The organism is Micromonospora tulbaghiae (assembly GCF_900091605.1).
Classification (GTDB): domain Bacteria; phylum Actinomycetota; class Actinomycetes; order Mycobacteriales; family Micromonosporaceae; genus Micromonospora; species Micromonospora tulbaghiae.
Genome location: NZ_FMCQ01000009.1, coordinates 234,619 through 260,804 on the forward strand (window position 1 = coordinate 234,619; position 26,186 = coordinate 260,804).

Genomic DNA, 26,186 nt, shown 5'->3' on the forward strand with positions numbered 1-26,186 from the left:
ACGGGCCGGGGAGGGCGGGTTACAGGGCCAGGCGGACTGCGGCGGTCAGGACGAGCTGGGCCAGGGCCAGGGGGACCAGGACCAGCCAGCAGAGACGCTGGAGCTGGTCCTCGCGCAGCCTCGGGTAGCTCACCCGCAGCCAGATGATCACGAAGGCGACGGCGAAGACCTTGAGCAGCGTCCACAGCCAGCCGAGCTGCGCGTCGGCGAACGGGCCCTGCCAGCCGCCGAGGAACAGCACAGTGGTCAGCGCCGCGATCACCACGATGCCCACGTACTCGGCGAGCAGGAAGAACGCGAACCGCAGGCCGGTGTACTCGGTCATGTAGCCGAAGACCAGCTCGGAGTCGGCCACCGGCATGTCGAAAGGCGGGCGGCGGATCTCCGCCAGCCCGGCCACGAAGAAGATCACCATGGCCGGCGCCTGCCACAGCAGCCACCACGGCTGCCACGCCTCCACGATGCCCGGCAGGCTCAGCGTGCCCGCCGCCATCGCCACCGAGGCGGCAGCCAGCACCAGCGGCAGCTCGTACCCGAGCAGCTGGGCCGCGCCGCGCAGCCCGCCGAGCAGGCTGTACTTGTTCGCCGACGCCCACGCGGACATGAGCACCGCCAGCACCCCGACGCCCACCACGGCGAGCACGAAGAACAGGCCGATGTCCAGCGGCTGGGCGACCAGGTCACCCGGCCCGAGCGGGATGACGAGCAGCACGAGCAGGTACGGCACCAGCGCCACCGCGGGCGCCAGCCGGAACACCGGGCGGTCCGCGTCGCGCGGGGTGACGTCCTCCTTCTGCACGAACTTGATCCCGTCGGCGACCAGCTGGGCCCAGCCGTGGAAGCCGCCCGCGTACATCGGGCCCAGCCGGCCCTGCATGTGCGCCATCACCTTGTGCTCGGCCTGGCCCACGATCAGCGGCAGCGTGAGGAACGCGACGAGCACACCTGCCACGCGCAGGACCAGCTCCAACCAGTCCGGCATCAGCTCTCCCCCGCCGCGTCGGGCTCCGGCTCCTGGCGGGGCGGCCCGGTCGGCCGTTCCCCCGGCAGCGGTCGCCCCAGCGGACTCGGCTGATCGGTCGCCGGAGCAACACCGGACCCCGGCCCGGCCTCCCCGGAAGCGGGCGACTCCGGAGCCTCCCCGGCGGCAGGCCGCGCCGCACCCTCGCCGGCGGTCGCCCGCGCTGCCCCCTCGCCGGGAGCGGCAGGCCGCGCCGGACGCTCACCAGGAACAGACCGCGCCGGGCCATCCCCGGCAGCAGGCCGATCCGAAGCCTCCCCGGCAGGCGGCCGCGCCGGGCGCTCAGCGGAAGCAGGGCGCGCCGGACGCTCCCCCGGAGCGGGCCGCGCCGGACGCTCGCGGGCCGGGCGCGCCGGCGTACCCCCTCGGGGGCCCTCACCGGCGCCGGCCGCACCGGCCGGCGTGGGCGTCGTGCCCCACTCCCCCGGCGCGGGCACGCCCGGCGGCCGGACCGGCCGGCGGCCGCCGCCCGCCTCCGACTCGCCCGGCTCCTTCGCGCCGGGCCACGGCTTGGCGACCCGGGAGGCGAGGACGAACTCCTTGCGCAGCGGGTGCCCCTCGAACTCCGGCGGCAGCAGCAGCGGTCGCAGCTCGCCGTGGCCGGCGAAGTCGATGCCGAACATCTCGTGCGTCTCGCGCTCGTGCCACGCGGCGCCGGGGAACAGATCGACCACCGACGCGACCACCGGCGTGTCCCGCGGCACCCGGGTACGCAGCAGCAGCCCGTGCCGGTGGCGGACCGACCAGAGGTGCAGCACCACGTCGAAGCCGTCGGCCAGCTCGTCGACCGCCGACAGCCAGTCCAGGAAATCGAGACCCAGCTCGGCGTCGTCGCGCGCCGCGCGCACCGCGTCCGCCCAGCTCGCCGGGGGTACGTCGACGGTGGCGCGGGCGTACCCCTGACCGCCGGAGACGGACGCGGCGGCCTCGACGGGCGCGAGCAGCGCGACCACTCGACGGCCGACCTCTTCCGGAGTCATGCGCTGATCCTATGGCCGACGGCTGCGGACCGGGTCGGGCCGCCCGTGCCGGGATCGCCGCTTTGCCGGACGGGCGGCGGCAGCGCGCGGAAAGATGAGGTCCGTGCGCGCTGTGACTGTGACCCCCGGTGTCCCGGATTCGCTGCGGCTCGTCGAGGACTGGCCCGAGCCGCCGCCCGAGGAGGGCGCGATCCTGGTCGAGGCACTGGCGGTGGGCGTCTGCGGCACCGACTACGAGATCGTCGCCGGCGAGTACGGCGAGGCGCCGCCGGGTCAGGAGCGGCTGGTGCTCGGGCACGAGTCGCTGGGCCGCGTGCTGGAGGACCCGACCGGCACGTTGCAGACCGGCGACCTGGTCGCCGGCGTGGTCCGCCATCCCGATCCGGTGCCCTGCGCGAACTGCGCGGTGGACGAGTGGGACATGTGCCGCAACGGGCGGTACACCGAGCACGGCATCAAAGGGCTGCCCGGTTTCGCGCGGGAGCGCTGGCGGTTGCAGCCCAAGTTCGCCGTCGGCCTGGACCCGGCGCTCGCATCGGTGGGCGTGCTGCTGGAGCCGACGAGCGTGGTGGCGAAGGCGTGGGACCACATCGAGCGGATCGGCCGCCGGGCCGAGTGGAAACCGATGACGGTGCTGGTGACCGGCGCCGGGCCGATCGGGCTGCTGGCCGCGCTGCTGGGCAGCCAGCGCGGGCTGTCGGTGCACGTGCTGGACCGCAACACCACCGGGCCGAAGCCGGAGCTGGTCCGCGCGCTCGGGGCGACGTACCACACGGCGACCGTGCCCGAGCTGGACGTGAAGCCGGACGTGGTGATCGAGTGCACCGGCGCGCCCACCGTGGTGCTGGACGCCATGTGCAAGGCCGCGCCGACCGGCATCGTCTGCCTGACCGGCGTGTCCAGCGGCGGCCGGACCATCAACTTCGACGCCGGGGCGCTCAACCGGGAGCTGGTGCTGGAGAACAACGTCGTGTTCGGCTCGGTGAACGCCGGCCGGCGGCACTGGGAGATGGCCGCCGAGGCGCTCGCCCAGGCCGACCGGTCGTGGCTGACGTCGCTGATCACCCGCCGGGTGCCGCTGCCGAACTACCGCGAGGCGTACGCGCCGGCCGGCGAGGACATCAAGGCGGTGCTCGACTTCACGCAGTGAGGCGGGGCGCCGGATCCGGCGCCCCGGCCCTCTCAGATGCCGGGCAGCCGGCCGTTGCGGAACAGGTCCACGAAGAGCTGGTGGTCCTCGCGCGCCCGGATCCCGTACCGGTGCCCGAAGTCGACCAGGTAGTCGACGAACGCCTCCGGTTCGGCGTCGACGACCGCGACGATGGCCTCCTCGGTGGAGTAGTCGACCAGGTCGTGGCTGGACTCGTCGTCGGCGACCGAGTGCATCCGGGCCACCGCCCGGCCCAGGTCGGCGAGCACGCCTGCGAGTTCCTCCGGCTCGTTCACGTCGGCCCAGTCCAGGTCCGCCGCGTACGGGGACACCTCGGCGACGAGCTGCCCGACGCCGTCCAGCTCGGTGAAGCCCAGCCACGGGTCGGCGTGCGCCTGCAACGCGCGCTGCGACTCGGCGGTGCGGTGCCCCTGGTGCCGGAAGTACGACCGGACCCGCTCGTCGTCGACGTACCGCGCCACGGCCGGCACCTGCGCCTGCTTCATGTAGATGACGACGTCGTTCTCCAGCGCCTGGGTGTGCCCCTCCAGCAGCAGGTTGTACGACGGCAGCCCGGCCGACCCGATGCCGACGCCCTTGCGCAGCACCACGTCCTTGATGCCCGCGGCGACCGGGCGCATCCGGGTGGTCGAGTCCGGCAGCGTGTGCAGGTAGTCGGCGAACGCCGCGCAGACCTTCTCCCGGGTGGCGTCGTCGATCTCGTGCACGCCGTCGCCGAGGGAGAACCGGCGCTCGTAGTTGTCGATCGTGGTCTGCGCGGCGAGCAGGTCCACCCGGGTGTTGAGCCGCGCCTGCTGGAGCACCCGGCGCAGCACGCCGTCGGCGTTGTCGAGCGTGATCGAGCCGATCGCGTCGTCCCCGCCCGCGGCGATGGCCCGCAGCTCGGCCAGGTACGACCGGGCGAAGCCGGTCACCAGCTCGCCGATCACCCGGTCGGAGAGCGCCTTGGCGTAGCCGAGCAGCGCCACGCTCGCGGCGAAGCGCTTCAGGTCCCAGGTGAACGGCCCGACGTACGCCTCGTCGAAGTCGTTGACGTTGAACACGAGCTGCCCGGAGGCGTTCATGTAGGTGCCGAAGTTCTCGGCGTGCAGGTCGCCGTGGATCCACACCCGGCTGGTCCGGTCGTCGAGGAACCGGTCGCTGCCGAAGTCGCCGCGCTGGTCGGCGTAGAACAGCGCGGCGCTGCCCCGGTAGAAGGCGAACGGTGACGCCGCCATCTTGCGGAACTTGCGGCGGAACGCCGCCGGGTCGATCGCCATGGACGCGCCGAACTCCTCGGTCAGCACGTCGATGATGAATGCGGAGCGCTTCTCCGCGAGGTCGGTCATGAGCCGCAGGCTAGCCCCGCGTCGCCACCTGGCGGTTCGGTTCAGCCGACCGGCGGACGTACCGGGGGTGCGGTGAGCGCCTCCACCGGCCGCGCCACAGCGTCCGCCGGGGAGGCGAGCGCGTCGGGGCGGGGCACGCCGCCTACGCCCGACTGTTCGGCGGCGATCTTCTCCTGGAGGCGGAGGATGCCGTGCAGCAGCGCCTCCGGACGCGGCGGGCAGCCGGGCACGTACACGTCGACGGGGATGAGCTGGTCGACGCCCTTGGTCACCGAGTAGGAGTCCCAGTACGGCCCGCCGCAGTTGGAGCAGGCGCCGAACGAGATCACGTACTTCGGCTCGGGCATCTGGTCGTAGAGCCGCTTGACCGCCGGGGCCATCTTGTCGGTGACGGTGCCGCTGACCACCATCAGGTCGGCCTGCCGGGGGCCGTGGGCGAACGGGATCACACCGAGCCGCATGAAGTCGTGCCGGCCCATGCTGGTCGCGATGAACTCGATGGCGCAGCAGGCCAGGCCGAAGTTGAAGACCCAGAGCGAGTAGCGGCGGCCCCAGTTCAGCACGAACCGGATCGGCTCGCCGAGCACGGCCGGCACCTGCACCTCGGGCCTCCCCTGTCTGCGAAATTCCGCTGTCCCTGAACCGACAGTCAACCACAGCGTCCGGATCGGCAACCCTCGCAACCGGTACGGGCGTCAAGGCGTGTGACCGGCGTGACCGCGTCGACGGTACGCACACGGGGAGGACCAGGTGACGGTGACGAGGGAGCCGATGCTCGACGAGCCACCCGAGGGGACAGCGAGGCGCGCCGAGCGGCGCGAGGCGGTCGACTTCGACGGGCTCTACCACGCGCACTTCCGGTCCCTGACCATTCAGCTCACCGCCTACTGCGGTGACCTGTCCCAGGCGCAGGACATGGTGCAGGAGGCGTTCTGCCGGGCGTTCGCCCGCTGGTCCCGGGTGTCCCGCTACGACGACCCGGTGGCCTGGGTCCGCCGGGTGGCCTGGAACCTGGCCACCAGCCGCTGGCGGCGGCTGCGGACGGCCCAGGCGTGGCTGCACCGGCAGCGGGAGGAGTACGTGCCGGGGCCGGGGCCGGACCGGGTCGCGCTGACCGCCGCGCTGTCCGAGCTGCCGGCCCATCAGCGCCGCGCCGTGGTCCTGCACTACCTGGCCGATCTCAGCGTCGCGCAGATCGCGGCGCAGGAGGACGTGCCGGAGGGCACCGTCAAGTCCTGGCTGTACCGGGGGCGGGCCGCGCTGGCGGCGAAGCTGACCACCACGAGCGAGGTGAACCACCATGACTGAGCCCGACGACATCCTGGTCGGCGGCGAGTTCGCCGAGTTCCGCGCGGCGTACGCCCCGGTGGTGCACCCGGCCGGGACGGCCGCGGTCCGGCGCACGGTCCGGCACCGCCGCCGGCGGACCTCGGTGGTCACCGCGGCGGCCGTGGTGCTCGCCGTGGTGATCCCGGTGGGCGCGAACGCCGCCCTGGACCGGCGGTCCGGGCCGCCCCCCGCGCCCGCGCAGACCGTCACCCCGACTCCGTCCGAGAGCACGTCGCCGCCACCGTCGACGCCGCCGCCGAGCACGGCCGGCTCGACCCCGGCCGCTCCGGACGGGCGGATCACCCGGTCCCAGCTGCTCGCGGCCCGGCTCGACCTCGTGTCCTGGGCGGACGCACCGAAGACCTGCGTCAGTGACGACGTCCGGCTCCGGTCCGGCCCGCAGAACGAATCGGTCCCGACGCTGCTCGCCGGGCCGGAGTACGCCGACCTCGACGGTGACGGCGCGACCGAGACCGTCGTCCTCGTCGCCTGCCGCTACGGCGAGGCATCGGGCAAGCAGGTGCTCGCCTTCGATCGGGACGGGGACGGCCGGATCATCACCATGGGCCGGGTGGTCGGCACCCGTGAGGGCATGGATGACATCACCGAGTTCTCGGTGCGGGACGGCGGGGAGATCCGGGCGCACGTCGCCGACATCCAGCCCTGTTGCAGCACCCCGGAGTGGGCGCCGCAACGCCAGTGGCGGACGTACGCCTGGAACGGTGAACGGTTCCGGCAGGTCGACGGACCCACGAAGTTCGGCACCGACCCCCGTCTGACCGACCTCGCGATGACCGCCCGCGACGTCGTGGCCGGGCCGCCGGACAGGGAGGGGATCCGGAAGGTCACGGTCACCGTGACGGTGGTGAATCGCGGGCCGGTGAGCGTGCGTCAGCTCGGGTTCACCGGTTGGTACGACTACACGAGACCGAACGGGTCCGCCCTGGACCGGTGCCGGAACGTGCGTCTCGACGGGAGCATCGCCTGCGTGCTGGACACCCTGTCGGTGGGCGCGAGCAGGACGTACACGTTCACGTTCGACCATCCGGCGACCGCCGAGGAGCCGCCGACGCTGCGGGTGATCCACATCGACTCGCAGGAGCGGTACTGGAACGACCTGACCTGGAAGGACAACGAGGTCGAGCTGACCTCAGTCGGCTGACCGACAGTTTTGCTCCGCAACCGACCGTCCTTTCTGGACGTGTCACCGGCATCGGACGGACGGAGATACCGCCGTCCGGCAACGGGGAATCACGGGAGGAACAGCATGACCACACGTACGGCACGGATCGCCACCGCACTACTGGGTGGGGCCGCCGCACTGATCACCCTGGCCGCGCCGGCCGCCGCCGCGCCGAGCGCCGCCACCGCCGGCCGCGTCGACGTCACGGCGCAGCGGCTCGTCCTCGACCCGACCGATCGGGGGTACGTCGGGACGCTCACCGCGACGGTGACCAACCGGCGGTCGACAGCGACGTCGGTGAGCCTGGTCGTCACCGAGCCGGCGGGGGCCTCGTTCACCTCCATCGAGCCCGGCGGTGGTTGCTTCTACAACCGCCTGGTGGAGAACCGGCTGGTGATCGGCTGCGGCGGCGAACAGATCGAGGCCGGCAAGAGCCTCACCTTCCGGCTCGGGTTCCACGTCTGGACCACCGCGCGCAGCTACCCGATGGTGGCGAACGGCGGGCGGATCGAGGTCGTCCCGAGCGGCGCCGCCGCGGCCTCCGACGCCACCGGCTTCACCACCCTCTTCCGCTCGACCAGCGGCAGCCTGCGCAAGCCGCGCCCGTACGTGCAGGCCGTCGACACCGACCTCGGCATCCGGGGCAGCGCGGTGACGCTGGCCCCGCAGCCGGACGGCACCCTGCTCGGCCGGATGCCGGTCACCGTTCGCTACGGCAACGACGCGCCGACCTTCGCTCTCAACGTCGGGGCCACCCTGCCCGCGGGCGTGCAGGTCGACCACATCGAGCCGCAGGACATGCCGAGCTTCCCGCACGGGTTCTCCGTGCCGGGCGGCCGGTTCGTGCCGGGCGAGGAGCGCACCTTCGACGTCTTCCTCCGGGCGCCCGCCGGCACGGCCGCGGGTGAGCTGGGTACCGGCAGCCTCACCGTGACCGGGAGCTACTTCTACGGGGCCGACGACCCGCAGGACGTGGACCCGTCGGACAACACCACGTCGTTCACGGTGACCGCGGCCGCCGCGAGCTGACCGTCGCCCGCCCGGCCGGCGCCCACGCGCCGGCCGGGCGTCGCCGTGTCACCAGGCCGGGCGCTGGAGCAACCCGACGAACTCGGCGAGCAGCCGTTCCCGCAGCCGCGCCGGGGCGGCGTCGAGCAGCGTGTTGACCACCGCCATCCGGTCCGGCACCCCGGCGCCGCCGGCCAGGCCGAGCCCGCCGGCCAGCCCGGCCACCAGCTCGGGGGTTAGCGCCTCCGGCGTGAGGCTGCCGGCGAGCGCCAGCAGTTCCGGCGGCAGCACGACCGGCCCGGCGGCGCGGGCCGCCGCGACCGCCTCGGCCAGCGCCGGGCCGAACTCGGCCACCCGGGGCGCCACCGCCGCGGTCACCGTGAGGTGGACGCTGGCCGGCAGATCGGCGTACGTGAGCTGGGGCTGGGTGTGCCAGCCACGCGCGGTCAGCTCGTCGACGAGCACGAACAGGTCGAGCCCGGGATCGTCGCTGGTGAAGCAGACCACTGTCGTCTCCGGTTCGGCCATCAGCCGCAATCCGCCGGTGGCCCGTACCGCGTCGGCCAGCCCGGCGACCGCGTCCCGGGTGGCGGCGGCCAGCCGCAGGTAGCCGTCCTCGCCGAGGTGGCGGAGTGTGGCGTACGCGGCGGCGATCGGCCCGCCGGACCGGGTGGAGGCGATCACCGGGTTGACCATGGTGTAGCCGGGCCAGTCCGCGTACGCGAAGAACTGCGGGGCGCGCAGCGCCGGATCGCGGTGCAGCAGCACCGAGACGCCCTTCGGCGCGTACGCGTACTTGTGCAGGTCGACCGAGATCGACGTGACCCCCGGTACGGCGAAGTCGAACGGTGGCACCGGCGCGCCGAGCCGCCGCAGCCAGGGCAGCGCCCAGCCGCCGAAGCAGGCGTCCACGTGGCACCGCACCCCGGCGGCCTCCGCGACGGCCGCGATCTCCGCAACCGGGTCGACCACGCCGTGGGCGTACGACGGGGCGGACGCGACCACCAGCACGGTCTCCGGGCGGATCGCGGCGGCCACCGCTTCCGCGTCCGGCCGCAACGTCACCGGGTCGACGGGCACGCTGTCGAGCGCGACCCGCAGGTAGTGCGCCGCCTTGGCGAACGCGGCGTGCGCGCTCGCCGGCGCCACGATCCGCGGCTCGGTCAGATCGGGTCGGGCGTCCCGGGCCGCCTTGACGGCGAGCAGCAGCGACTCGGTGCCGCCGCTGGTGACGCTGCCGACCACGTCCGGCGCGCCGGTGCCGGGGCCGCCGCCGAGCAGCCGGGCGGCGGCGCCGACGAGCGCGTTCTCCATCGCCAGCAGCGACGGGAACGCGGTCGGGTCGAGCCCGTTGACGTGCGCGCTCTCCGCGTACGCGGCCTGCGCCAGCGCGTCCAGCCCGGCCACGCCGGGGTCGTAGACGTACGCGAACAGCCTCCCGCCGTGCGTCGGACGGTCGGCGGCCCGCAGCGCGCGGATCTCGTCGAGCACGTGTGCCGCGGGCATCCCCCGCGCGGGCAGCGCGCCCACGTCTGCCGTGTCGGTCATCGGGTGGTTCCTCTCGTGGACGGGCCGGGCGGACGGTGCGTGCTCATGCCCGCGCGACCGGTGCGGCGCCGTCGGCCTCGGGTGCGGCGGCGGCCGACGTGGTGGCCCCGGGCGCGGTGGCGTCGGGCGCGGTGGCCAGCTGCGCCGGGGTCAGGGTGTAGCCGCGCAGCAGCACCAGCGGGATCGCCACCAGCAGGGCGGGCAGCACGGTGAAGCCGAGCAGCACGCCGAGCCGTGCCGTGTCCGACTGGACGGCGGCGGTCCCGGTGGACGAGGAGACGTAGCCGGAGAGCTGGAGCACCAGCCCGTAGATGCCCGGCCCCAGCGCCAGCCCGAACGTCTCCCCGGCCGTCCACAGGCCGGTGAACACCCCGGCCTGCCGCCGCCCGGTGCGCGCGGTGTCGTACGCGATGCAGTCCGGCAGCATGGCCAGCGCGAACACCTGCTGGCCCGCGTACCCGACGCCGATCACCGCGACCACCGCGTAGGCCGCGGCGGCGGGCAGCGCGGGCGCGGTGACCAGGGCCAGCGCTCCCGCCGCGAAGATCAGCGACGCGGCGACCAGCGACGTCCGCTTGCCCAGCCGGGCGCCGGCCCGGGACCAGAGCGGCATGACCAGCAGCGCGGGCGCGACGAAGCAGGCGAACAGCAGCGTCGGGCCGCTGTCCGGCTCGCGCAGCACCTGGCCGGCGAAGTACTTCACCCCGGCCAGCACGGTGGCCACCCCGGCGGACTGGATCACGAAGCAGATCAGCAGCACCCGGAACGGCCGGTTGCCGGTGGCGACCGCGAGCTGGGCGCGCAGGCTCGGCTCGCTCTCCCCCACCGTCCCGGTCGGCGCGGACCGGGTGCCGAGGAAGACGCCGACGGTGCCGGCGACGATGAGCGCGGCGACGAACAGACCCATCCACCGGTGGCCGGGAACGCCGTCGCCGCCGGCGGCCACCACCGCCGGGGCCACCGCTCCGGAGACCAGGATGGCCAGCGCCAGCACCGCGATCCGCCAGGTCATCATCCGGGTACGCTCCGCCGGGTCGGCGGTCAGCTCGGCCGGCATGGCCACGTAGGGCACCTGGAAGAAGGCGAACGCGGTGGCGGTCGCCAGGAACGCCAGCGCCACGTACGCGGCGGCGGCCGGGCCGTTCGCGAACGGCGCGGCGAAGATCGAGGCGAACAGCACCGCGAGCGCCAGCCCGCCGACGAGCAGGTACGGCCGGCGCGCGCCCCAGCGGGAGCGGGTCCGGTCGGAGATCCGCCCGGCGACCGGGTTGACCAGCACGTCCCACGCCTTCGGCAGCAGCACCAGCAGCGCGGCCAGCCCGGCGGCGACGCCGAGCGTGTCGGTGAGGTACGGCAGCAGAAGCAGCCCGGGCACGGTGCCGAACGCGCCGGTGACCAGGGAACCCAGCGCGTACCCGAGGTGCACCCGGCGGGGCAGGCCCGAAGCTGTCATGGAGCCGAATGCTACTCACGTTATGGCCCGGGTCACATCCCCTCCTCCGGCGACCAGGACGCCGCCGCCAGGTCCACCCGGTCGCCGCGCAGCGGGCACCCCTCGGCGAGCAGCCGCTCCCGGGCCTTGCGCTCGTGCCCCGGCGGCATCCGGCCGGCCGAGTTCACCACCCGGTGCCAGGGCACGCCGCCTCCGTGCCGCGCCATGATCGAGCCGACCAGCCGCGGCGACGCCCGCCCTGAGCGGTCGGCGAGCGCGTCGGCCACCGCCCCGTACGACATCACCCGCCCCGGCGGGATCCGCTCGACCAGCGCCAGCACCGCCTCGACGTACTCGTCAGGTGTCACGAGCTGCCACGATATGGGAACGCGCCGCGGCGTCACAGACCGCAGCGCGCAGAATGGTCGGGTGCGCGAAGCAGTCACCTCGGCCCGGCGGATCGTCGTCAAGATCGGTTCGTCCTCGCTGACCACCGCGACGGGCGGCCTGGACGACGCCCGGGTCGACGCGCTCGTCGACACGCTCGGCGGGCTCGCGACCTCTGGACGCGAGGTGGTGCTGGTCTCCTCCGGCGCGATCGCCGCCGGGCTCGCCCCGCTGCGGCTGCCCCGGCGCCCGCGCGACCTGGCCACCCAGCAGGCCGCCGCCAGCGTCGGCCAGGGCCTGCTCATCGGGCGGTACGCGGCCGCGTTCGCCCGGCACGGCCGCACCGTCGGACAGGTGCTGCTCACCGTCGACGACGTGACCCGGCGCGCGCACTACCGCAACGCGTACCGGACGCTGCGCAAGCTGCTCGACCTGCATGCCGTGCCGATCGTCAACGAGAACGACACGGTGGCCACCGAGGAGATCCGGTTCGGCGACAACGACCGCCTCGCCGCGCTCGTCGCCGCGCTCGTCGACGCCGACCTGCTGGTGCTGCTCTCCGACGTCGACGCGCTCTGGACCGGCAACCCGGCCCGTCCCGGCAGCACCCGGATCACCGAGGTGCACGGCGAGGGCGACCTCGCGGGCGTGGACATCGGCGGGGCCGGCCGGGCCGGGGTGGGCACCGGCGGCATGGTGACGAAGGTCGAGGCGGCCCGGATCGCCACCGGCTTCGGCATCCCGGTGGTGCTCACCGCCGCCCCGCTGGCCGCGCCGGCGCTGGCCGGGGAGCCGGTCGGCACGTACTTTCACCCGAGCAGCCGCCGTCCCGCCGCGCGCCTCTTCTGGCTGGCGCACGCCACCGCGCCCCGGGGCCGCCTGCACCTCGACCCGGGCGCGGTGCAGGCGGTGGTCGGCCGCCGCAAGTCGCTGCTGCCCGCCGGCATCACCGCCGTCGACGGCGCGTTCACCGCCGGGGACCCGGTCGACCTGGTCGACACCGCCGGCGCGCCGGTGGCCCGCGGGCTGGTCAACTACGACGCGGTGGAACTGCCCGGCCTGCTCGGCCGTTCCACGTCCGAACTCGCCGCGGCGCTCGGCCCGGCGTACGAACGTGAGGTCGTCCACCGCGACGACCTCGTCCTGCTGTGAGCCCCACCGGTGAAGGAGTACGCACGATGAGCGTCGTCGAGCAGGCCCGGCGAGCCCGGGACGCGGCGGAAGCCCTGGCCACGGCCACCCGTACCGTGAAGGACGCCGCGCTGCACGCGATGGCCGACGCGCTCGTGGCGCGTACCCCGGAGGTGCTGGCGGCGAACGCGGCGGACCTGGCGGCCGGGCGCGAGGCCGGGCTGTCCGCGGCCGTGCTGGACCGGCTCGCTCTCGACGAGGGCCGGGTGGCCGCCATCGCCGACGCGTTGCGTCAGATGGCCGCGCTGCCCGACCCGGTGGGTGAGGTGGTACGCGGCTCGACGCTGCCGAACGGCCTGGAGCTGCGTCAGGTGCGGGTGCCGTTCGGGGTGGTCGGCATCGTCTACGAGGGCCGGCCGAACGTGACAGTCGACGCCGCCGGGATCTGCCTGAAGTCCGGCAACGCGGCGCTGCTGCGCGGCTCCTCGTCGGCCGCGCACTCCAACGCCGCGCTGGTCGCGGTGCTGCGCGACGCGGTCTCCGGCGCCGGGCTGCCGGCGGACGCGGTGCAGCTGCTCGACTCCAGCACGCGCGACTCGGTCAAGGAGCTGATGCGCGCCCGCGGCCTGGTCGACGTGCTGATCCCGCGCGGCGGCGCGTCGCTGATCCGCGCCGTCGTGGAGGAGTCGACGGTGCCGGTGATCGAGACCGGAGTGGGCAACTGCCACGTGTACGTGGACGCCGCCGCCGACCTCGGCAAGGCCCTGGCGATCACGCTGAACGCCAAGACCCAGCGCCTGTCCACCTGCAACACCGCAGAGTCGCTGCTGGTGCACCGCGACGTGGCGGACGAGTTCCTGCCGGCGGTGCTGGCCGCGTTCGCCGACGCCGGGGTGACGGTGCACGGCACGCCCGCTGTGGCCGCGCACTCCGACGCCGTGGTGCCGGCCACCGAGGAGGACTTCGGCACCGAGTACCTCTCCGCCGACATCTCGGTCGCCGTGGTCGACTCGCTGGACGCGGCGGTCGCGCACATCCGCCGGTACGGCACCGGTCACACCGAGGCGATCGTCACCGACTCGCAGCGCACGGCCCGGGAGTTCGTGGCCCGGGTGGACGCCGCCGCGGTCATGGTCAACGCGTCCACCCGGTTCACCGACGGCGGCGAGTTCGGCTTCGGCGCGGAGATCGGCATCTCGACGCAGAAGCTGCACGCGCGCGGCCCGATGGGCCTGCCGGAGCTGACCAGCACCAAGTACGTGGTGACCGGGGACGGCCACCTGCGCTGATCCGACCAGGACCGGCTACGCGAGCTGGAGCGGATCCCCGTCCGCCGACGGACCGTCCGGCTGCGACGCGGTGGTCCCCGCGGTCGTGGGCGCCGAGAACGGAGGCAGTCCCGGGGACACGGGCACGGACGAGCCGTCGTCCGCGCCCGGGTCGGGCAGCACCGTCCAGGCGGACCACGGGGCCGGCCCGGCGTCCGGAACGGCCGATGACACGGTCGAACCGGCCGGTAGGTCGGGTCCGACACCCGGGCCGGCCGACGATTCAGGGCCGCCGCCCGGCGACAGCTCGGGGCCGGAACCGGAAGACACGTCGGGGGGCGGCGGGGCGGCTGGTGGCCGGCGCGGGGCCGGCACCGCGGGCGGCGCGGGCAACTCGGCGGTCTGCGGCACCACGAACGGCGCTCCGGACACCGGGGCCTCGGGCGCGCTGGGCCGGCACGCGCGGATCGCCCGCAGCGTGGTGTGCACGTCGAACTGGTGGCCGTCGTCGCTGTCCCAGCCACCGTCGCTGCGCTGGGTCTCGGCGAGCCGCCTGCGCGCGGAGACCAGCAGCCACTGCTCCTCGCCCACGTCGACCCGGCGCAGCGTGGCGGCCAGCCAGGCCACGTCGGCCGGGGACATCCGGGGGATCCGGTCGGCCAGCACCGCCTGGATGCGCGCCGACTCGTAGTACATCTGCTGGCGGTGCAGCACCGCGGCGGCGAGCCAGCCGGCGGGCAGGAAGGACGGCCAGCTTCCGTCCGGCGCCAGCTGCGCGGCGAGCGCCTGCGCCGCCGCCTGCACCACACCGGCGTACGCGCCGCCGACCCGGTGGTCGAGCGGCCCGGCGGCCCGGGCGTCCAGTCCGGCCACCGTGAGCCAGAACCCGGCGTTGGCGGTCTGGTAGAGCCGGGCCTCGGGGTCGCCCGGGGTGGCCCACTCGGGGGCGAGCCCGGCCAGGGACGGGTCCTCGTCCCAGCCGCCGTCGGGCAGTTGCCGGGCGGCCAGCCAGTCCAGTGCGTGCCGGGCGGCCGGGCGGCCCAGCGCGCCGAGGTCGTCCAGCTCGGCGAGGCGGAAGCAGGTCGCGTCGACGGAGGCGACCTCGCCGTCGAGGACCGCGGGCCAGCCACCGCCCGGCGCCTGCCCGGCCTCGGCGGCGTCGAGCACGTCCCGCGGCACCGGAGCGCCGGAACGCAGCCGGGAGAGGCGGGCACGGTCCACCGCGTCACCGTGAGCGATGACGAATCCGATCGCCGCGTCCAAGTCGACCACGGCACTGACGGTACTGGTGCGGCCGAGGTTACGCCTCGGTAGCTCGGTCAGGGCCGGTACCGCCCACCGGCCCTTGAGATCATCCGCCGTTGGGGTGCGCGATCGGACGTTTGCCCATGCCAGGGGGCACGGAAAGCGCGACGGGCCCGCCCGGAACGCCGGGCGGGCCCATCGACACGACTCAGTACGAGGGCAGCGACGGGTCGATCTGCTTGACCCAGGAGAGCACGCCGCCCTGGACGTGCACCGCGTCGGTGAAACCGGCCGCCTTCAGCGCGGCGAGCGCCTCGGCGGAGCGGACGCCGGACTTGCAGTGCAGCACGATCTGCCGGTCCTGCGGGAACTTCGCCAGCGCCTCGCCGGACAGGATCTCGCCCTTGGGGATGAGCGTCGAGCCGGGGATCCGGACGATCTCGTACTCGGCGGGCTCGCGCACGTCGACCAGGAAGACGTCCTTGCCGGAGTCCTGCCAGTCCTTCAGCTCCAGCGCGGTGATGGTCGAGTCGACCACCGCCTCCTGCGCCTCGTCGGAGACCGCGCCGCAGAAGTCCTCGTAGTCCTCCATCAGGTCGGTGAGGGTCGGGTTCTCGCCGCAGAGCACGCAGTTCGGGTCCTTGCGGACCTTGATCTTGCGGTAGCTCATCTCCAGGGCGTCGTAGACCATCAGCCGGCCGACGAGCGGCTCACCGATGCCGGCGAGCAACTTGATCGCCTCGTTGACCTGGATCGACCCGATCGACGCGCAGAGCACGCCGAGCACGCCGCCCTCGGCGCAGGACGGGACCATGCCGGGCGGCGGGGGCTCCGGGTAGAGGCAGCGGTAGCAGGGGCCGTGCTCGGCCCAGAACACCGACGCCTGGCCGTCGAAGCGGTAGATCGAACCCCAGACGTACGGCTTGCCGAGCAGCACCGCCGCGTCGTTGACCATGTACCGGGTGGCGAAGTTGTCGGTGCCGTCGACGATCAGGTCGTACCGGGAGAAGATGTCCCGGACGTTCTCCCGGTCCAGCGCGGTGTTGTGGATCTCCACATTGACCAGCGGGTTGATCTCGCGGATCGACGCCGCGGCGGACTCGGCCTTGGACCGGCCCACGTCGGAGACGCCGTGGATGACCTGGCGCTGGAGGTTCGACTCGTCGACGGTGTCGAAGTCGATGATGCCGAGCGTGCCGACACCGGCCGCGGCGAGGTAGAGCAGGGCCGGCGAGCCGAGGCCACCGGCGCCGACACAGAGCACCCGGGCGTTCTTCAGCCGCTTCTGCCCCTCCACCCCGACGTCCGGGATGATCAGGTGGCGCGAGTAGCGGCGGATCTCGTCTACGGTCAGCTCGGCGGCGGGTTCGACGAGCGGGGGCAACGACACGGTGGACTCCCCGGGATCGGCGGTGTGACCGCGCCATTGTCGCTCGCCGGGGCGGGGATCGGCCATGATGAGGGACACTCGGCCCGAACTGCGGGACCGGGAATAACTCAGACGCCGTCGGTGGGCTCGCCGGAGTACCGCATCCCGCCGACGTACGGCCAGGCGTTGGGCAGGCAGCCGTCCAGCCCGTACGTCTGCTGCTGCATCACCGGGGCGGGCGCGCCGGGCTCGGGGCACGCCTCGTGCAGTTCGCCGAACTCGTGCCCGACCTCGTGGTTGATCACGTACGTGCGGTAGACCTCCAGCGGGGCGCCGTAGTCGGGCACCGCCGTCATCCACCGGGCCAGGTTGAGCACGACCCGGCCGGGCAGCCGGCAGGAGGTGTACCGGTCGGTGCGCAGGCCGCCTTCGGCGCACATCCGCTCGGAGGTGACCGGGGTGGCGAGGTACACGGTGAAGTCGGCCGCCGCCGCCTCGGGCACCCGCTGCACCCGCAGGTCGCCGGACGCGATCCAGCTGCGCGGGTCGCCCAGCACCGCGTCCACGGTGGCGGCGAACTCGTCGGCGTCCTGCCCCGTGTCCTGCTCGACCTCGACCCGGTAGCGGCGCAGCGGGCCTTCCTGTCCGCGTACCGGAGACCGGCCCTGGGCCACCGCGAAGGTGCCGGGGCCGGCGGTGGGGTAGCCGGTCGGCGCCGGGGCCGGGACGTCGGCCTCGGCGGCGCCGCGCGCCAGCGACGGTTCGGCCGCGAGCGACGTCGCGCCGTGCCCGGAGGACGGTGCGTTCAGCCGGGTGATGCCGACCGCGCCGCTGACGGCCGCGAGCAGCATCGCCAGCAGCAGCACCGAGCGGCGACGGCGCCGCCGCATCCGGCGCAGGGTGGGACGCTCGGGTGGCGGTGCGGCACAGTCGTAAGGGGACGACGACGTCATGACCTCAGCGTGCCATGCAATTCGGGCATTTAGCTGCTTTTGCCGCCTATGACGCGAATGTTCTTCACGAGCCGGCGCTCAGAGGGCCGGCCCGGTGTACCGCTTCCCGCCCACGTAGGGCCACGGGTTCGGCCGGCAGCCCTTGAGGAACAGCGTCTGCTGCTGCATCACCGGCGCCGGCCGGCCCGCGCCCGGGCACCCCTCGTGCCGGTGCCCGAGCTGGTGGCCCACCTCGTGGTTGACCACGTAGAGCCGGTAGTCGTCCAGCGGCATCCCGGCGGAAACCAGGTGCGGCGCCGAGGTCCGCCACCGGGCCAGGTTGATCACCACCTTGCCCGGCACCCGGCACGACGTGTACGGCACACCGCCCACCCGGATGTCGATCCCGCCCGCCCCGCACAGCCGCCCGGCCGTGTCCCGGGTGGCCAGGTAGATCGTGAAGTCGTACCGGTCGCCCGGGCCGACCCGCTGCAACCGCAGCTTGCCGCCGTCGACCCAGCTGCCCGGGCCGGCCAGGGCCCGCTGCACCGCCTCACCGAAGTCGCGGACCTCCTCGCCGGAGCCGTTCTCCACCGCCACCCGGTATCGGCGCGGCGTCCCCGCGCGGCCGAGCACGCCGCTGCTCCGCTCGTCGTAGGCGAAGCTGCCCCGGCCCTTCGCCGGCCCCGGGCCGGACAGCGTCAGCACCGGCGCGGCCGGCGAGCTGGGCGTCACCGAAGGCGGCGGCGAGACGCTCGGCGTGGACGGCGCCTGCGTGGGGGGCGGAGGCTGGGCGACGAACCCGTCGGTGACCCGGGTACCCGCGCCCGCCGACGGCAGTTGCACCGCCACGCCGACACCGACCGCGGCGGCGGCGACGAAGGCGCAGACCACGAGCGCGGTGCGCCAGTGACGGAACGAGGAACGGGAGCGGGCTGCACGAGGACGGCGGGAGCTGGGCATCCGGCTCAGCCTGCCATGTCACGCTCCGATCCGCTCTCCCCCGTACCGGCGGCCAGCGCTGTGGCCTGCGCATTCTCCCGTTCCGGCAGACCAGCACCCGGCGCGTCGCCCGGCGACACGCCCGGCGTCGCGTCCGCCGCCTGCCCCGGCTCCGCCTCGGCGAGCAGCCCCAGCACCGCCCGCGCCACGGTCCGCGGCACCTCCAGCTGGGCCACGTGCCCGACGCCGTCGAGCATCAGCAGCCGGCTGTCCGGGATGACCCGGGCCGCCTGCGGCGCCACCCGCACGTCGACCAACCGGTCCTGCCGCCCGCCCACCACCAGCGTGGGCGCCCGTACCACCGCCGCCTGCCGCCAGAGCGCGCCCTCCCCCGGCAGGTACGAACGCAGGAAGCTGCCGACCAGGCCCCGGAACGTCCGCACGTACGCGGCGGCGTAGTGGGCCGCCTCGTACCGGACCCGGATCTCGTCGATCGCCTCCTGCCGGCGCTGCTCGCTGATCCGGGTCAGGTCCGCCACGCACGCCTCCATCACCTGCTGCGCCGTCACCTCCGGGCTGAACTGGGCCAGCCGCCAGGCGGCCAGCCGTTCGCCCCGGGGGATCGCCAGCAGCGGAAGCATCCGCCCCTGCAACGAGCGCCGGAAGTCCAGGAACGGCAGGGCGGGCGAGACCAGGGTGAGCGTGCGGACCAGGTCGGGGCGCAGCGCCGCCACCCGGACCGAGATCGCACCGCCGAGCGAGTTGCCGAACAGGTGCACCGGCCCCCGGTCGCTGTGCTCGATCCAGCGGATCACCCGCTCGGCGAAGGCCGGGATCGTGTAGCGCGGCCCCGGCTCGCTGCGCCCGAACCCGGGCAGGTCGATCGCCTGACCGTCGAGCCGGTCCGCGAGCAGACCGGCCAGATCGGTCCAGTTCTGCGCCGACCCGCCGAGGCCGTGCACGTACAGCGCGGGCTCCGCGCCGGGTCCGGTGGCCGGTGTCTCGCGGACGTGCACGAGCGTGCCGTCGAGGCGTACGTGCCGACCCGGCCAGGGCGGCGGGACGTGGTGTGCGGGAAGTCTGTGCTCCGGCCAGAGTGCGGCACGTTTCATGTCTCCAGTCTCCCCCGCACGGGCCGTACCGCACACCGGCTCAGGAGAGCAGCGCCTCCAGCCGCCGGTTCACCGCCGCGAGCGTGGCCCGCACGACCGCCTGCCGGGGATCACCGGCCACCAGTGCCGAACCGGCCAGCTGCTCCACCCAGCCGTCGCAGACCAGCAGCACCACCACTGTCGCGACCTCGCAGTTGCCGAACGGCACCACTGCTGCGTGCTCCACGAAGCACCGGCCCCGCTCGCCGGACGGGACGCCCCGGCCGAGCAACTCGTCCACCGCGGCGGCCGCGGCCACCGCGCAGAGCCGCAGCACGTACCCGTCGACCGCCGGACCGGTCGCGTGCCCCTCGGCCGCCCGGTCGCCCGCGACCAGGCGGACCTCGGTGGTGGCGTCCAGGCCGAACGTGCTCACCAGGACGTGCTCGATCACCACCCGGGGCCCCGGCAAGCCGCCGGTGTCCAGTGGTCGCGACGGCGCGGTCTCCGTCGTGGTCATCTGCCCACCGGAGTACGACGTTCCGAGCGTGACCGGGCTGCCGGTGGACATGCCGGTCGGCGCGGAGGCCAGCGACGTCTCGTCCACCGCGGCCCGGCCCCGGTGGGTCGCCTGTCGGCGGCGGCGCGGCGGCTCGTCGCCGTCACCGGGCGCCTCGGCCGGACGCGGGGCGCGATCGGCGCCGAACCTTGCGTCGCCGGAGCGGTTCGCGGCCGGACGTGCCGCACCGGTGCGCGCCGGCGTCTCGTCCCCGCCCGTCTCGTCACCGGTGCGGAGCGCCTGGGTGCGGGCCTCGGCCGGCTCGGACTGCGCGGCACGGGTCTCATCCGTGCGGGCCTGGCCCGGCGCGGACTGCGCGCCGGGCACCCGGGGCTCGCCGGCGCGCGTCTCACCGGAGCGGTCCAGCCGGTTCGACCGGCGGCGCAGCGGGGCCGGTGGCGGCACGGCGGGTGCGCCGGGCAGGTTCTGCGGGGCGGCGGCCAGGCCCATCCGCTCCTGGAGCAGCCGGGCCACCAGGCGGCTCACCTCGGCCGGGTCGGCACCGTCGGCCAGGTCGAGCCGGAGGCTGTGCGCGCCGGCCGGGGTACGGCGCAGCGCGGCGTCGCGTACGCCCGCCACCTCCCGGACCGCGTCCAGGATCGCGTTGACGTCGAAGCCCTCCGGCCGCTCCCGCAGCGGCGCGGGTTCGTCGTCGCGGCGCAGGTGGGTGGCGATACGGGCGAGTTCGGGGGTCTCGGCGGACGGTTCCACTGCCGGTGGCTCCGGCACGACTGGCACGTCCGGTTCCGAGGGGACGCGCTGCGGCAGCACGGGGGACGGTTCCTCCGGTCGGGACTCGGCGACCGCGTCGGCGGCCGGCACCGGTTCCGGTGCGGACCGGCGGGCCGCGTAGGGAGGGGCGCTCGTCGGGTGGGGCGCGGGTATGCGGTCGAGACGTTGCGCGCCGCCCGTGGCGGGCACGCCCGAGGTCGGCGGGGCGACGGCAGCCGCGTCGGCGGGCGGGGCCGGGGCGTACCCACCGGCCGGGGCGGGCGGGGCGCTGGACACCGGCGGTGCGCCGGGCGCGGGCGGGGCACTCGTCGGCGGGGGACCCGGGGGCGTGATCAGCGGGGCGACCGGCACCGGCGGCCCGGCCCAGGAGGGCCGCTCGTAGCCGTGCGGGGGTTCGGCGTCGCCCCGGGGCAGGCGGAACGGGCGGGTCGGCTCGGGCGCCGGCTCCGGCGCGGCCGGCGGCTCGTACCGGCGCGCCGGCTCGGACCCGGCACCCGGCTCGTACTGCCGGGACGCCTCGGACTCGGCGGACGGCGGGTACTGCCGCGCCGCCTCCGGTCCCGCGGCCGGTTCGGCGCGCAGCGGCTCGTACGGCCGTACCGGCTCGGGCCGGGGTGGCTCGTAGGCGGCGGGCGGCTCGACGCGGGCCGGCTCGTACGGCCGCACCGGCTCGGGCGCCCACTCGGCCGCGCGGTCGTCGCGGGCGGTGCGGTGGGCGGCGCTGTCGTCATCCCATTCCCGCCGCTCGGCGGCGGGCTCCTCGGCCCGGCGGGCCGGTGGCTCCTCCGTGCCTCGGACCGGCGGCTCCTCGGCCCGGCGGGCCGGCGGCTCATCGGTACGGGCCCACGGCGGGGCCCAGCCGTCACCCCAGCTCGGGCGGTTCCAGGACGGCCCCGACCAGTCCGGTTCGGCGGCCCTCGGGTCGTCCCCCGCCGGGATCTCGGCCGCGGCCCGCGGCTCGGCGGTGGCCGCCCGGCCCTCGGGCGGGTGGACCTCCCCCGGTGCCTGCTCCGGCCGGCTCGCGGCCGGCGGCTGGGTGGCGGGCCGGTCGGCCCAGCCCCGGGACAGCGACGGGGCGGATTCGGTGTTCGGCGCGTGGAACCCCGGCGGCACCTCGAAGCCGGAGGCGGCGGCGCCGACCGGCGGGACCTGGAGCGCCGGGGGCGCGGAGGTCGGCCCGCTCTCGGCCCACCGTGGGGCCCGGGCGGCCGGGTCGTCGGCGGCGTGCCGGGAACCGGCGTCCCCCGGGTCGGTCGGCTGCTCGATCGTCGGCGCCGGGCGCGGGGCCGGTACGGCCAGCCGCTCGCCGTCGGAGGGCCGGGGCGGCTCGTCCGCGGGCGGGGCACTGACCGGCGCCTGGCGGGTCACTGGCGACTCCTCCCCGGCGTGGTGCACGCCGTTGACGTGGCGGCCGTTGACCCGGCCCGGTTCCGGCGCGGAGTGGCCGGGCAGCGGGGCCGGCAGGTCGCCGTGGCGGGGCGAGGAGGCGGCCCAGCCGCCGAGGTCGCCGTAGGGCCAGCCGCCGGGCGCCGGAGCGCCGCGGGACCAGCCGTTCGGCGGGGGCGCCCAACCGCCGCCGGTACGGGCCGGTTCGTCCTGCTGGCCCGTCCCGTCGCCGTGCTCTCCCGGGGTGGCGGCTCCGGGTTGCCCTGTTTCACTCACCGCGCGCTCCTTGGTCGCCCCCGCTGAGGCTACCGTGTGGTGACAGTGGCGATAAGTTACAGCGGCGGGCCAATTCCGCGACGGGTTCACGAACCCGGACCGGTTCGGGTGATACGTGCCGGCTCGTACGCAGATACTCGGAGGATCCGATGACCGCAGTGGGGAACGGTGCACAGACCGCCGGTCGGCCCACCCGCCTGCCCCGCTCGGCGCGCCGTAAGCAGCTGCTCGCCGCCGCCCAGGAGGTGTTCGTCGCGCAGGGCTACCACGCCGCCGCGATGGACGACATCGCCGAGCGGGCCGGTGTCTCCAAGCCCGTGCTCTACCAACACTTCCCCGGGAAGATGGAGCTCTACCTGGCGCTGCTGGACACGCACTGTGACGCGATAGTGGCCAACGTGCAGGACGCGATGAGCGGCACCAACGACAACAAGGAGCGCGTCGGCGCCGCGGTGCGCGCGTACTTCGACTTCGTCGACCACGAGAGCGAGGCGTTCCGGCTGGTCTTCGAGTCGGACCTGCGCAACGACCCGGCGGTGCGGCAGCGGGTGGAGCGGGTCGAGCAGGGCTGCATCGCGGCCATCACCGACACGATCATCTCGGACACCGGGGTCAGCCGCTCGCACGCCGAACTGCTCGCCTCGGGCCTGGTCGGCGCCGCCGAGACGGCCGCCCAGTTCTGGCTCGCCGGCGGCCGCCAGGTGCCCAAGGCGGAGGCCGAGGCGCTGGTCGCGGCCCTGTCCTGGCGCGGCATCGCCAGCTTCCCCCTGCAAGGTGAGTCAGCCTGAACATCGGGCCGCCGGATCGGATAGCCTTCCCACGGTGGCTTTTTCGCCCCAGTTGAGGAGGCACAGTGGAGGTCAAGATCGGCGTGCAGTACGCGCCGCGGGAGCTGGTCCTGGAGAGCGCGCAGTCGCCGGCCGAGATCGAGCAGATCGTGACCGACGCCTTCGCCAAGAGCGAGGGCACCCTCTCCCTGACCGACGAGAAGGGCCGGCGCGTGATCGTGCCGGTCGGCAAGGTCGCCTACGTCGAGATCGCCGAGGCGTCGCCTCGCGCGGTCGGGTTCACCGTTCGCTGATTCCCGCGGCACCGGCCGCCGTGGCGGGCCTCCCGCCACGGCGGCTCAGTTGTTCAACCCGGCAGCTGTCATGCGCGCGGCGTGCGCCTCGGTCAGCCGGCGCAGCAGCCCCGGCACGTCCCCGCCGGTCCGCCCGATCAACGCGACGAGCGCGCCCCGGTCGGCGGCGGCCACCCGGCCCGCCTGGGACAGCGCCTCACCGAGCAGCCGCCGCGCCCACATCGAGAGCCGTCCGGCCGCCCGGGGATCGGCCTCGATCGCGGCCCGGATCTCAGTGCCGGCGAACTCGGCGTACCGGGAGTCGTGCAGCACGTCGAGAAGCAGCGCCCGGTCCGGCCCGGCCAGGCCGTCGGCGATCCCGCGCAGGAAGTCGTCGGTGATCGCGTCCCCCACGTACGCCTTCGTCACCGCCTCCGCCCAGTCCCGCGGCTCGGTCGAGTCGTGGTACGCCCGCAGCGCCTCGACGTAGGGGGCCATCGCCTCCTCCGGTGTGACGCCCCAGGCGGCGAGCCGGTCGGTGAGCCACCGGTAGTGCGCGATCTCGGCGGCGGCCATCTCGCTGAGCGCGGCGCGGCGGCGCAGGTCGGGCGCGAGGCGCGCGTCGGCCGCGAGGCGGTCGAACGCGAGCAGTTCGCCGTAGGCGACGAGCCCGAACAGGTCGGTCGCGGCGGGGTCGGGGGAGGTGGGACCGGCGGCGGCAGGGCCGGTCGCGGCGGGGTCGGGGGCGGACACGAGCGCAGGCTACCGGCGTCATCGCTGTGACTCAAGTCACAGCGAACCGCCCCGCGTGCAGGGCCACCACCTGGGAATCGGGACGCCTCAGGGGCCGTTCAGGTAGGATGAGACAGTTGCCGTGGGCACCGATTCGGTCACTTGCTGATCAACGCCGGTCCCCGACGCGCGTGCGGCCCGGTCCGGCTCGGCGAAATCGCCGCTGACCGCGTGGCCCGCGCCACACCGATCGCGCCCTGAGGACCTGAGGGGCGCACCACGAGAGGGCACCCCCAAACCCATATGAGCGAGCAGATTTCCGGCCAGCCACTGGCCCCCACCGCTCCGGTCCCCCCGGAGGCACCCACGTTCGCCGCGCTCGGCGCGCGGCAGGAGACCGTCGAGGCGCTGGCCGCCGCCGGCATCACCCGCGCCTTCGCCATCCAGGAGTACGCGCTGCCGATCGCGCTGCGCGGCGTCGACCTGATCGGGCAGGCGCCGACCGGCACCGGCAAGACGCTCGGCTTCGGCATCCCGCTGCTGGAGCGCGTGTTCGCCCCGTCCGAGGGCAGCGACGGCGTGCCGCAGGCGCTCGTCGTCGTACCCACCCGTGAGCTGGGCATCCAGGTCGCCAAGGACCTCGACGCCGCCGGCCGTACCCGGGGTGTCCGGGTGCTGCCGATCTACGGCGGCGTGGCCTACGAGCCGCAGATCGAGACGCTGCGCAAGGGCGTCGAGATCCTGGTCGGCACCCCGGGCCGCCTGCTGGACCTGCAGAAGCAGAAGCACCTGCGGCTCGACCGGGTCCGCGCGCTCGTCCTCGACGAGGCGGACCGCATGCTCGACCTGGGCTTCCTGGACGACGTCGAGAAGATCCTGGCGATGCTGCCGGAGGACCGGCAGACGATGCTGTTCTCGGCCACCATGCCGGACCCGATCGTCGCGCTGTCCCGGCGCTTCCTGCGCCGCCCGGTCACGATCCACGCCGGGCACACCGCCGAGACCGGCCCGTCGCCGCAGACCCAGCAGCTCGCGTACCGCACGCACTCGCTGAACAAGGTCGAGATCGTGGCGCGCATCCTGCAGGCCGAGGGCCGCGGGCTGACCATGATCTTCACCCGTACCAAGCGGGCCGCCGACCGGGTCGCCGAGGATCTCGACTTCCGTGGCTTCGCCGTCGCCGCCGTGCACGGTGACCTCGGCCAGGGCGCGCGCGAGCGGGCGCTCCGGGCGTTCCGGGCCGGCAAGATCGACACGTTGGTCGCGACCGACGTGGCGGCCCGGGGCATCGACGTCACGGGCGTCACGCACGTGATCAACTATGACTGCCCGGAGGACCAGGACACCTACACCCACCGCATCGGCCGTACCGGCCGGGCCGGGGCCACGGGTGTCGCGGTGACGTTCGTCGACTGGGACGACATGCCCCGCTGGCGGATCATCGACAAGACGCTCGGGCTGGACATGCCCGAGCCGCCGGAGACGTACCACACCTCCGCGCACCTCTACACGGACCTGGACATCCCGACGGACATCAGCGGCACGCTGCCGACCGCCGAGCGCACCCGCGCCGGCCTGTCCGCCGAGGTCGAGGAGGACCTGGGCGGCGTCGGCCGGTCGCGCCGGGGCGCACGGCGCGGCGACAGCCGGGGCCGCGAACGCGGCGAGCGTAGCGACCGCGGCGAGCGTGGCGACCGCGGTCGTGGCCGGGGCGGCGAGGGCGGTTCGTCCGCCGATTCGCCCGCCGGGCAGCAGGCCGACGCCGGGGACGACGAGACCGCGCGTACGCCGCGTCGGCGGCGTCGTCGCCGGGCCGGTGAGCCCGTGGCCGGTGAGCCGACCGCGGTGATCAGCACCGAGGGCGCGGCCGAGACCGCCGCACCGGCGACCGCAGAGGGCGAGGCGTCCACCAAGCCGCGTCGCCGTCGTCGCCGCCGCAGCGGCAGCACCGGCGCACCCGCCGAGGCCACCAACGCCGACTGACCACACCACGGAAACGGCCTCCCGGACCCCGGTCCCGGAGGCCGTCCCCATCCCCGCCCCCTCGCTGCGACGATCATGAAGTTGACGGCGCGA

The 26,186-nt window shown here is 74.8% G+C and carries 21 protein-coding genes and 2 pseudogenes; 9 read left to right on the top strand and 14 right to left on the bottom strand.

Annotation, left to right across the window (positions count from 1 at the left end; genetic code table 11):
- Positions 1–19: 19 nt before the first annotated feature.
- Complete coding sequence (nuoH, locus tag GA0070562_RS24670; RefSeq protein WP_013288672.1) at positions 20–982, bottom strand: NADH-quinone oxidoreductase subunit NuoH; 963 nt, start codon at positions 980–982, stop codon at positions 20–22.
- A 419-nt stretch (positions 983–1,401) separates the two neighbouring features.
- A pseudogene (locus tag GA0070562_RS31120) lies at positions 1,402–2,001 on the bottom strand (NADH-quinone oxidoreductase subunit C); the annotation flags it as partial.
- 103 nt (positions 2,002–2,104) lie between these two features.
- On the opposite strand from GA0070562_RS31120, the gene GA0070562_RS24680 reads away from it, so the two are divergent.
- Positions 2,105–3,151 carry a glucose 1-dehydrogenase gene (locus tag GA0070562_RS24680; RefSeq protein WP_175438861.1) on the top strand — a complete coding sequence of 349 codons (1,047 nt, stop codon included), beginning with the start codon at positions 2,105–2,107 and terminating at the stop codon, positions 3,149–3,151.
- A 32-nt stretch (positions 3,152–3,183) separates the two neighbouring features.
- Here GA0070562_RS24680 and GA0070562_RS24685 read toward each other — a convergent pair whose 3' ends face one another.
- Entirely contained in the window at positions 3,184–4,500 is a 1,317-nt protein-coding gene (locus GA0070562_RS24685) for a DUF2252 domain-containing protein (protein ID WP_091426497.1), read from the bottom strand.
- Between the two features lie 41 nt (positions 4,501–4,541).
- Positions 4,542–5,102, bottom strand: coding sequence for an NADH-quinone oxidoreductase subunit B (locus GA0070562_RS24690; RefSeq protein ID WP_091426500.1), 561 nt, complete (start codon positions 5,100–5,102; stop codon positions 4,542–4,544).
- A 148-nt stretch (positions 5,103–5,250) separates the two neighbouring features.
- Here GA0070562_RS24690 and GA0070562_RS24695 point away from each other — a divergent pair, with 148 nt between their 5' ends.
- From GA0070562_RS24695 to GA0070562_RS24705, 3 genes are all read left to right on the top strand, one after another.
- On the top strand, positions 5,251–5,808 hold the full coding sequence (locus tag GA0070562_RS24695) for a SigE family RNA polymerase sigma factor (protein ID WP_091426503.1): 558 nt from the start codon (positions 5,251–5,253) through the stop codon (positions 5,806–5,808).
- Positions 5,801–6,991, top strand: a complete 1,191-nt coding sequence (locus tag GA0070562_RS24700) for a hypothetical protein (protein ID WP_091426506.1) — start codon at positions 5,801–5,803, stop codon at positions 6,989–6,991. The genes GA0070562_RS24695 and GA0070562_RS24700 overlap by 8 nt, the downstream gene beginning before the upstream one ends.
- Before the next feature lie 105 nt (positions 6,992–7,096).
- A complete protein-coding gene (locus tag GA0070562_RS24705; protein ID WP_091426510.1) occupies positions 7,097–8,041 on the top strand; it encodes a hypothetical protein in 945 nt (314 codons plus the stop codon).
- A gap of 48 nt (positions 8,042–8,089) precedes the next feature.
- Here GA0070562_RS24705 and GA0070562_RS24710 read toward each other — a convergent pair whose 3' ends face one another.
- From GA0070562_RS24710 to GA0070562_RS24720, 3 genes are read right to left on the bottom strand one after another with little or no spacing between them, the layout of a single operon-like run.
- Entirely contained in the window at positions 8,090–9,568 is a 1,479-nt protein-coding gene (locus GA0070562_RS24710; RefSeq protein ID WP_091426514.1) for a pyridoxal phosphate-dependent decarboxylase family protein, read from the bottom strand.
- A gap of 43 nt (positions 9,569–9,611) precedes the next feature.
- The gene (locus tag GA0070562_RS24715) at positions 9,612–11,021 is read right to left on the bottom strand and encodes an MFS transporter (RefSeq protein WP_091426517.1); all 1,410 of its coding nucleotides are present in this window, start codon (positions 11,019–11,021) and stop codon (positions 9,612–9,614) included.
- A 32-nt stretch (positions 11,022–11,053) separates the two neighbouring features.
- Positions 11,054–11,368: an MGMT family protein gene (locus GA0070562_RS24720; protein ID WP_091426520.1), complete on the bottom strand. Its 315-nt coding sequence runs from the start codon at positions 11,366–11,368 to the stop codon at positions 11,054–11,056.
- 13 nt (positions 11,369–11,381) lie between these two features.
- On the opposite strand from GA0070562_RS24720, the gene proB reads away from it, so the two are divergent.
- Together proB and GA0070562_RS24730 are read left to right on the top strand one after the other, a co-directional pair.
- Positions 11,382–12,539: a glutamate 5-kinase gene (gene proB / locus GA0070562_RS24725; protein WP_091426522.1), complete on the top strand. Its 1,158-nt coding sequence runs from the start codon at positions 11,382–11,384 to the stop codon at positions 12,537–12,539.
- A gap of 26 nt (positions 12,540–12,565) precedes the next feature.
- Entirely contained in the window at positions 12,566–13,807 is a 1,242-nt protein-coding gene (locus tag GA0070562_RS24730; protein WP_091426525.1) for a glutamate-5-semialdehyde dehydrogenase, read from the top strand.
- A 432-nt stretch (positions 13,808–14,239) separates the two neighbouring features.
- On the opposite strand, the pseudogene GA0070562_RS24735 reads toward GA0070562_RS24730, so the two are convergent.
- The 6 genes and pseudogenes from GA0070562_RS24735 to GA0070562_RS24760 all read right to left on the bottom strand — a co-directional run.
- Positions 14,240–15,109 (bottom strand): annotated as a pseudogene (locus GA0070562_RS24735) (hypothetical protein); the annotation flags it as partial.
- Positions 15,110–15,239: 130 nt separating this feature from the next.
- Complete coding sequence (gene moeZ, locus GA0070562_RS24740; RefSeq protein WP_175438863.1) at positions 15,240–16,487, bottom strand: adenylyltransferase/sulfurtransferase MoeZ; 1,248 nt, start codon at positions 16,485–16,487, stop codon at positions 15,240–15,242.
- A 41-nt stretch (positions 16,488–16,528) separates the two neighbouring features.
- The gene (locus tag GA0070562_RS24745; RefSeq protein WP_091426530.1) at positions 16,529–17,353 is read right to left on the bottom strand and encodes a DUF3152 domain-containing protein; all 825 of its coding nucleotides are present in this window, start codon (positions 17,351–17,353) and stop codon (positions 16,529–16,531) included.
- A 78-nt stretch (positions 17,354–17,431) separates the two neighbouring features.
- A complete protein-coding gene (locus tag GA0070562_RS24750) occupies positions 17,432–18,295 on the bottom strand; it encodes a DUF3152 domain-containing protein (RefSeq protein ID WP_091426533.1) in 864 nt (287 codons plus the stop codon).
- A 5-nt stretch (positions 18,296–18,300) separates the two neighbouring features.
- The gene (locus GA0070562_RS24755; protein ID WP_254663863.1) at positions 18,301–19,386 is read right to left on the bottom strand and encodes an alpha/beta fold hydrolase; all 1,086 of its coding nucleotides are present in this window, start codon (positions 19,384–19,386) and stop codon (positions 18,301–18,303) included.
- A gap of 40 nt (positions 19,387–19,426) precedes the next feature.
- Positions 19,427–22,318: a hypothetical protein gene (locus GA0070562_RS24760; RefSeq protein WP_091426536.1), complete on the bottom strand. Its 2,892-nt coding sequence runs from the start codon at positions 22,316–22,318 to the stop codon at positions 19,427–19,429.
- Positions 22,319–22,467: 149 nt separating this feature from the next.
- Between GA0070562_RS24760 and GA0070562_RS24765 the strand changes: the two genes are divergently transcribed.
- Positions 22,468–23,106 carry a TetR/AcrR family transcriptional regulator gene (locus GA0070562_RS24765; RefSeq protein WP_013288691.1) on the top strand — a complete coding sequence of 213 codons (639 nt, stop codon included), beginning with the start codon at positions 22,468–22,470 and terminating at the stop codon, positions 23,104–23,106.
- A gap of 65 nt (positions 23,107–23,171) precedes the next feature.
- Complete coding sequence (locus GA0070562_RS24770; protein ID WP_013288692.1) at positions 23,172–23,399, top strand: DUF3107 domain-containing protein; 228 nt, start codon at positions 23,172–23,174, stop codon at positions 23,397–23,399.
- A 45-nt stretch (positions 23,400–23,444) separates the two neighbouring features.
- Here GA0070562_RS24770 and GA0070562_RS24775 read toward each other — a convergent pair whose 3' ends face one another.
- Entirely contained in the window at positions 23,445–24,131 is a 687-nt protein-coding gene (locus GA0070562_RS24775) for a ferritin-like fold-containing protein (protein ID WP_091426539.1), read from the bottom strand.
- Between the two features lie 282 nt (positions 24,132–24,413).
- Between GA0070562_RS24775 and GA0070562_RS24780 the strand changes: the two genes are divergently transcribed.
- Positions 24,414–26,093, top strand: coding sequence for a DEAD/DEAH box helicase (locus GA0070562_RS24780; RefSeq protein WP_091426543.1), 1,680 nt, complete (start codon positions 24,414–24,416; stop codon positions 26,091–26,093).
- Positions 26,094–26,186 lie beyond the last annotated feature (93 nt).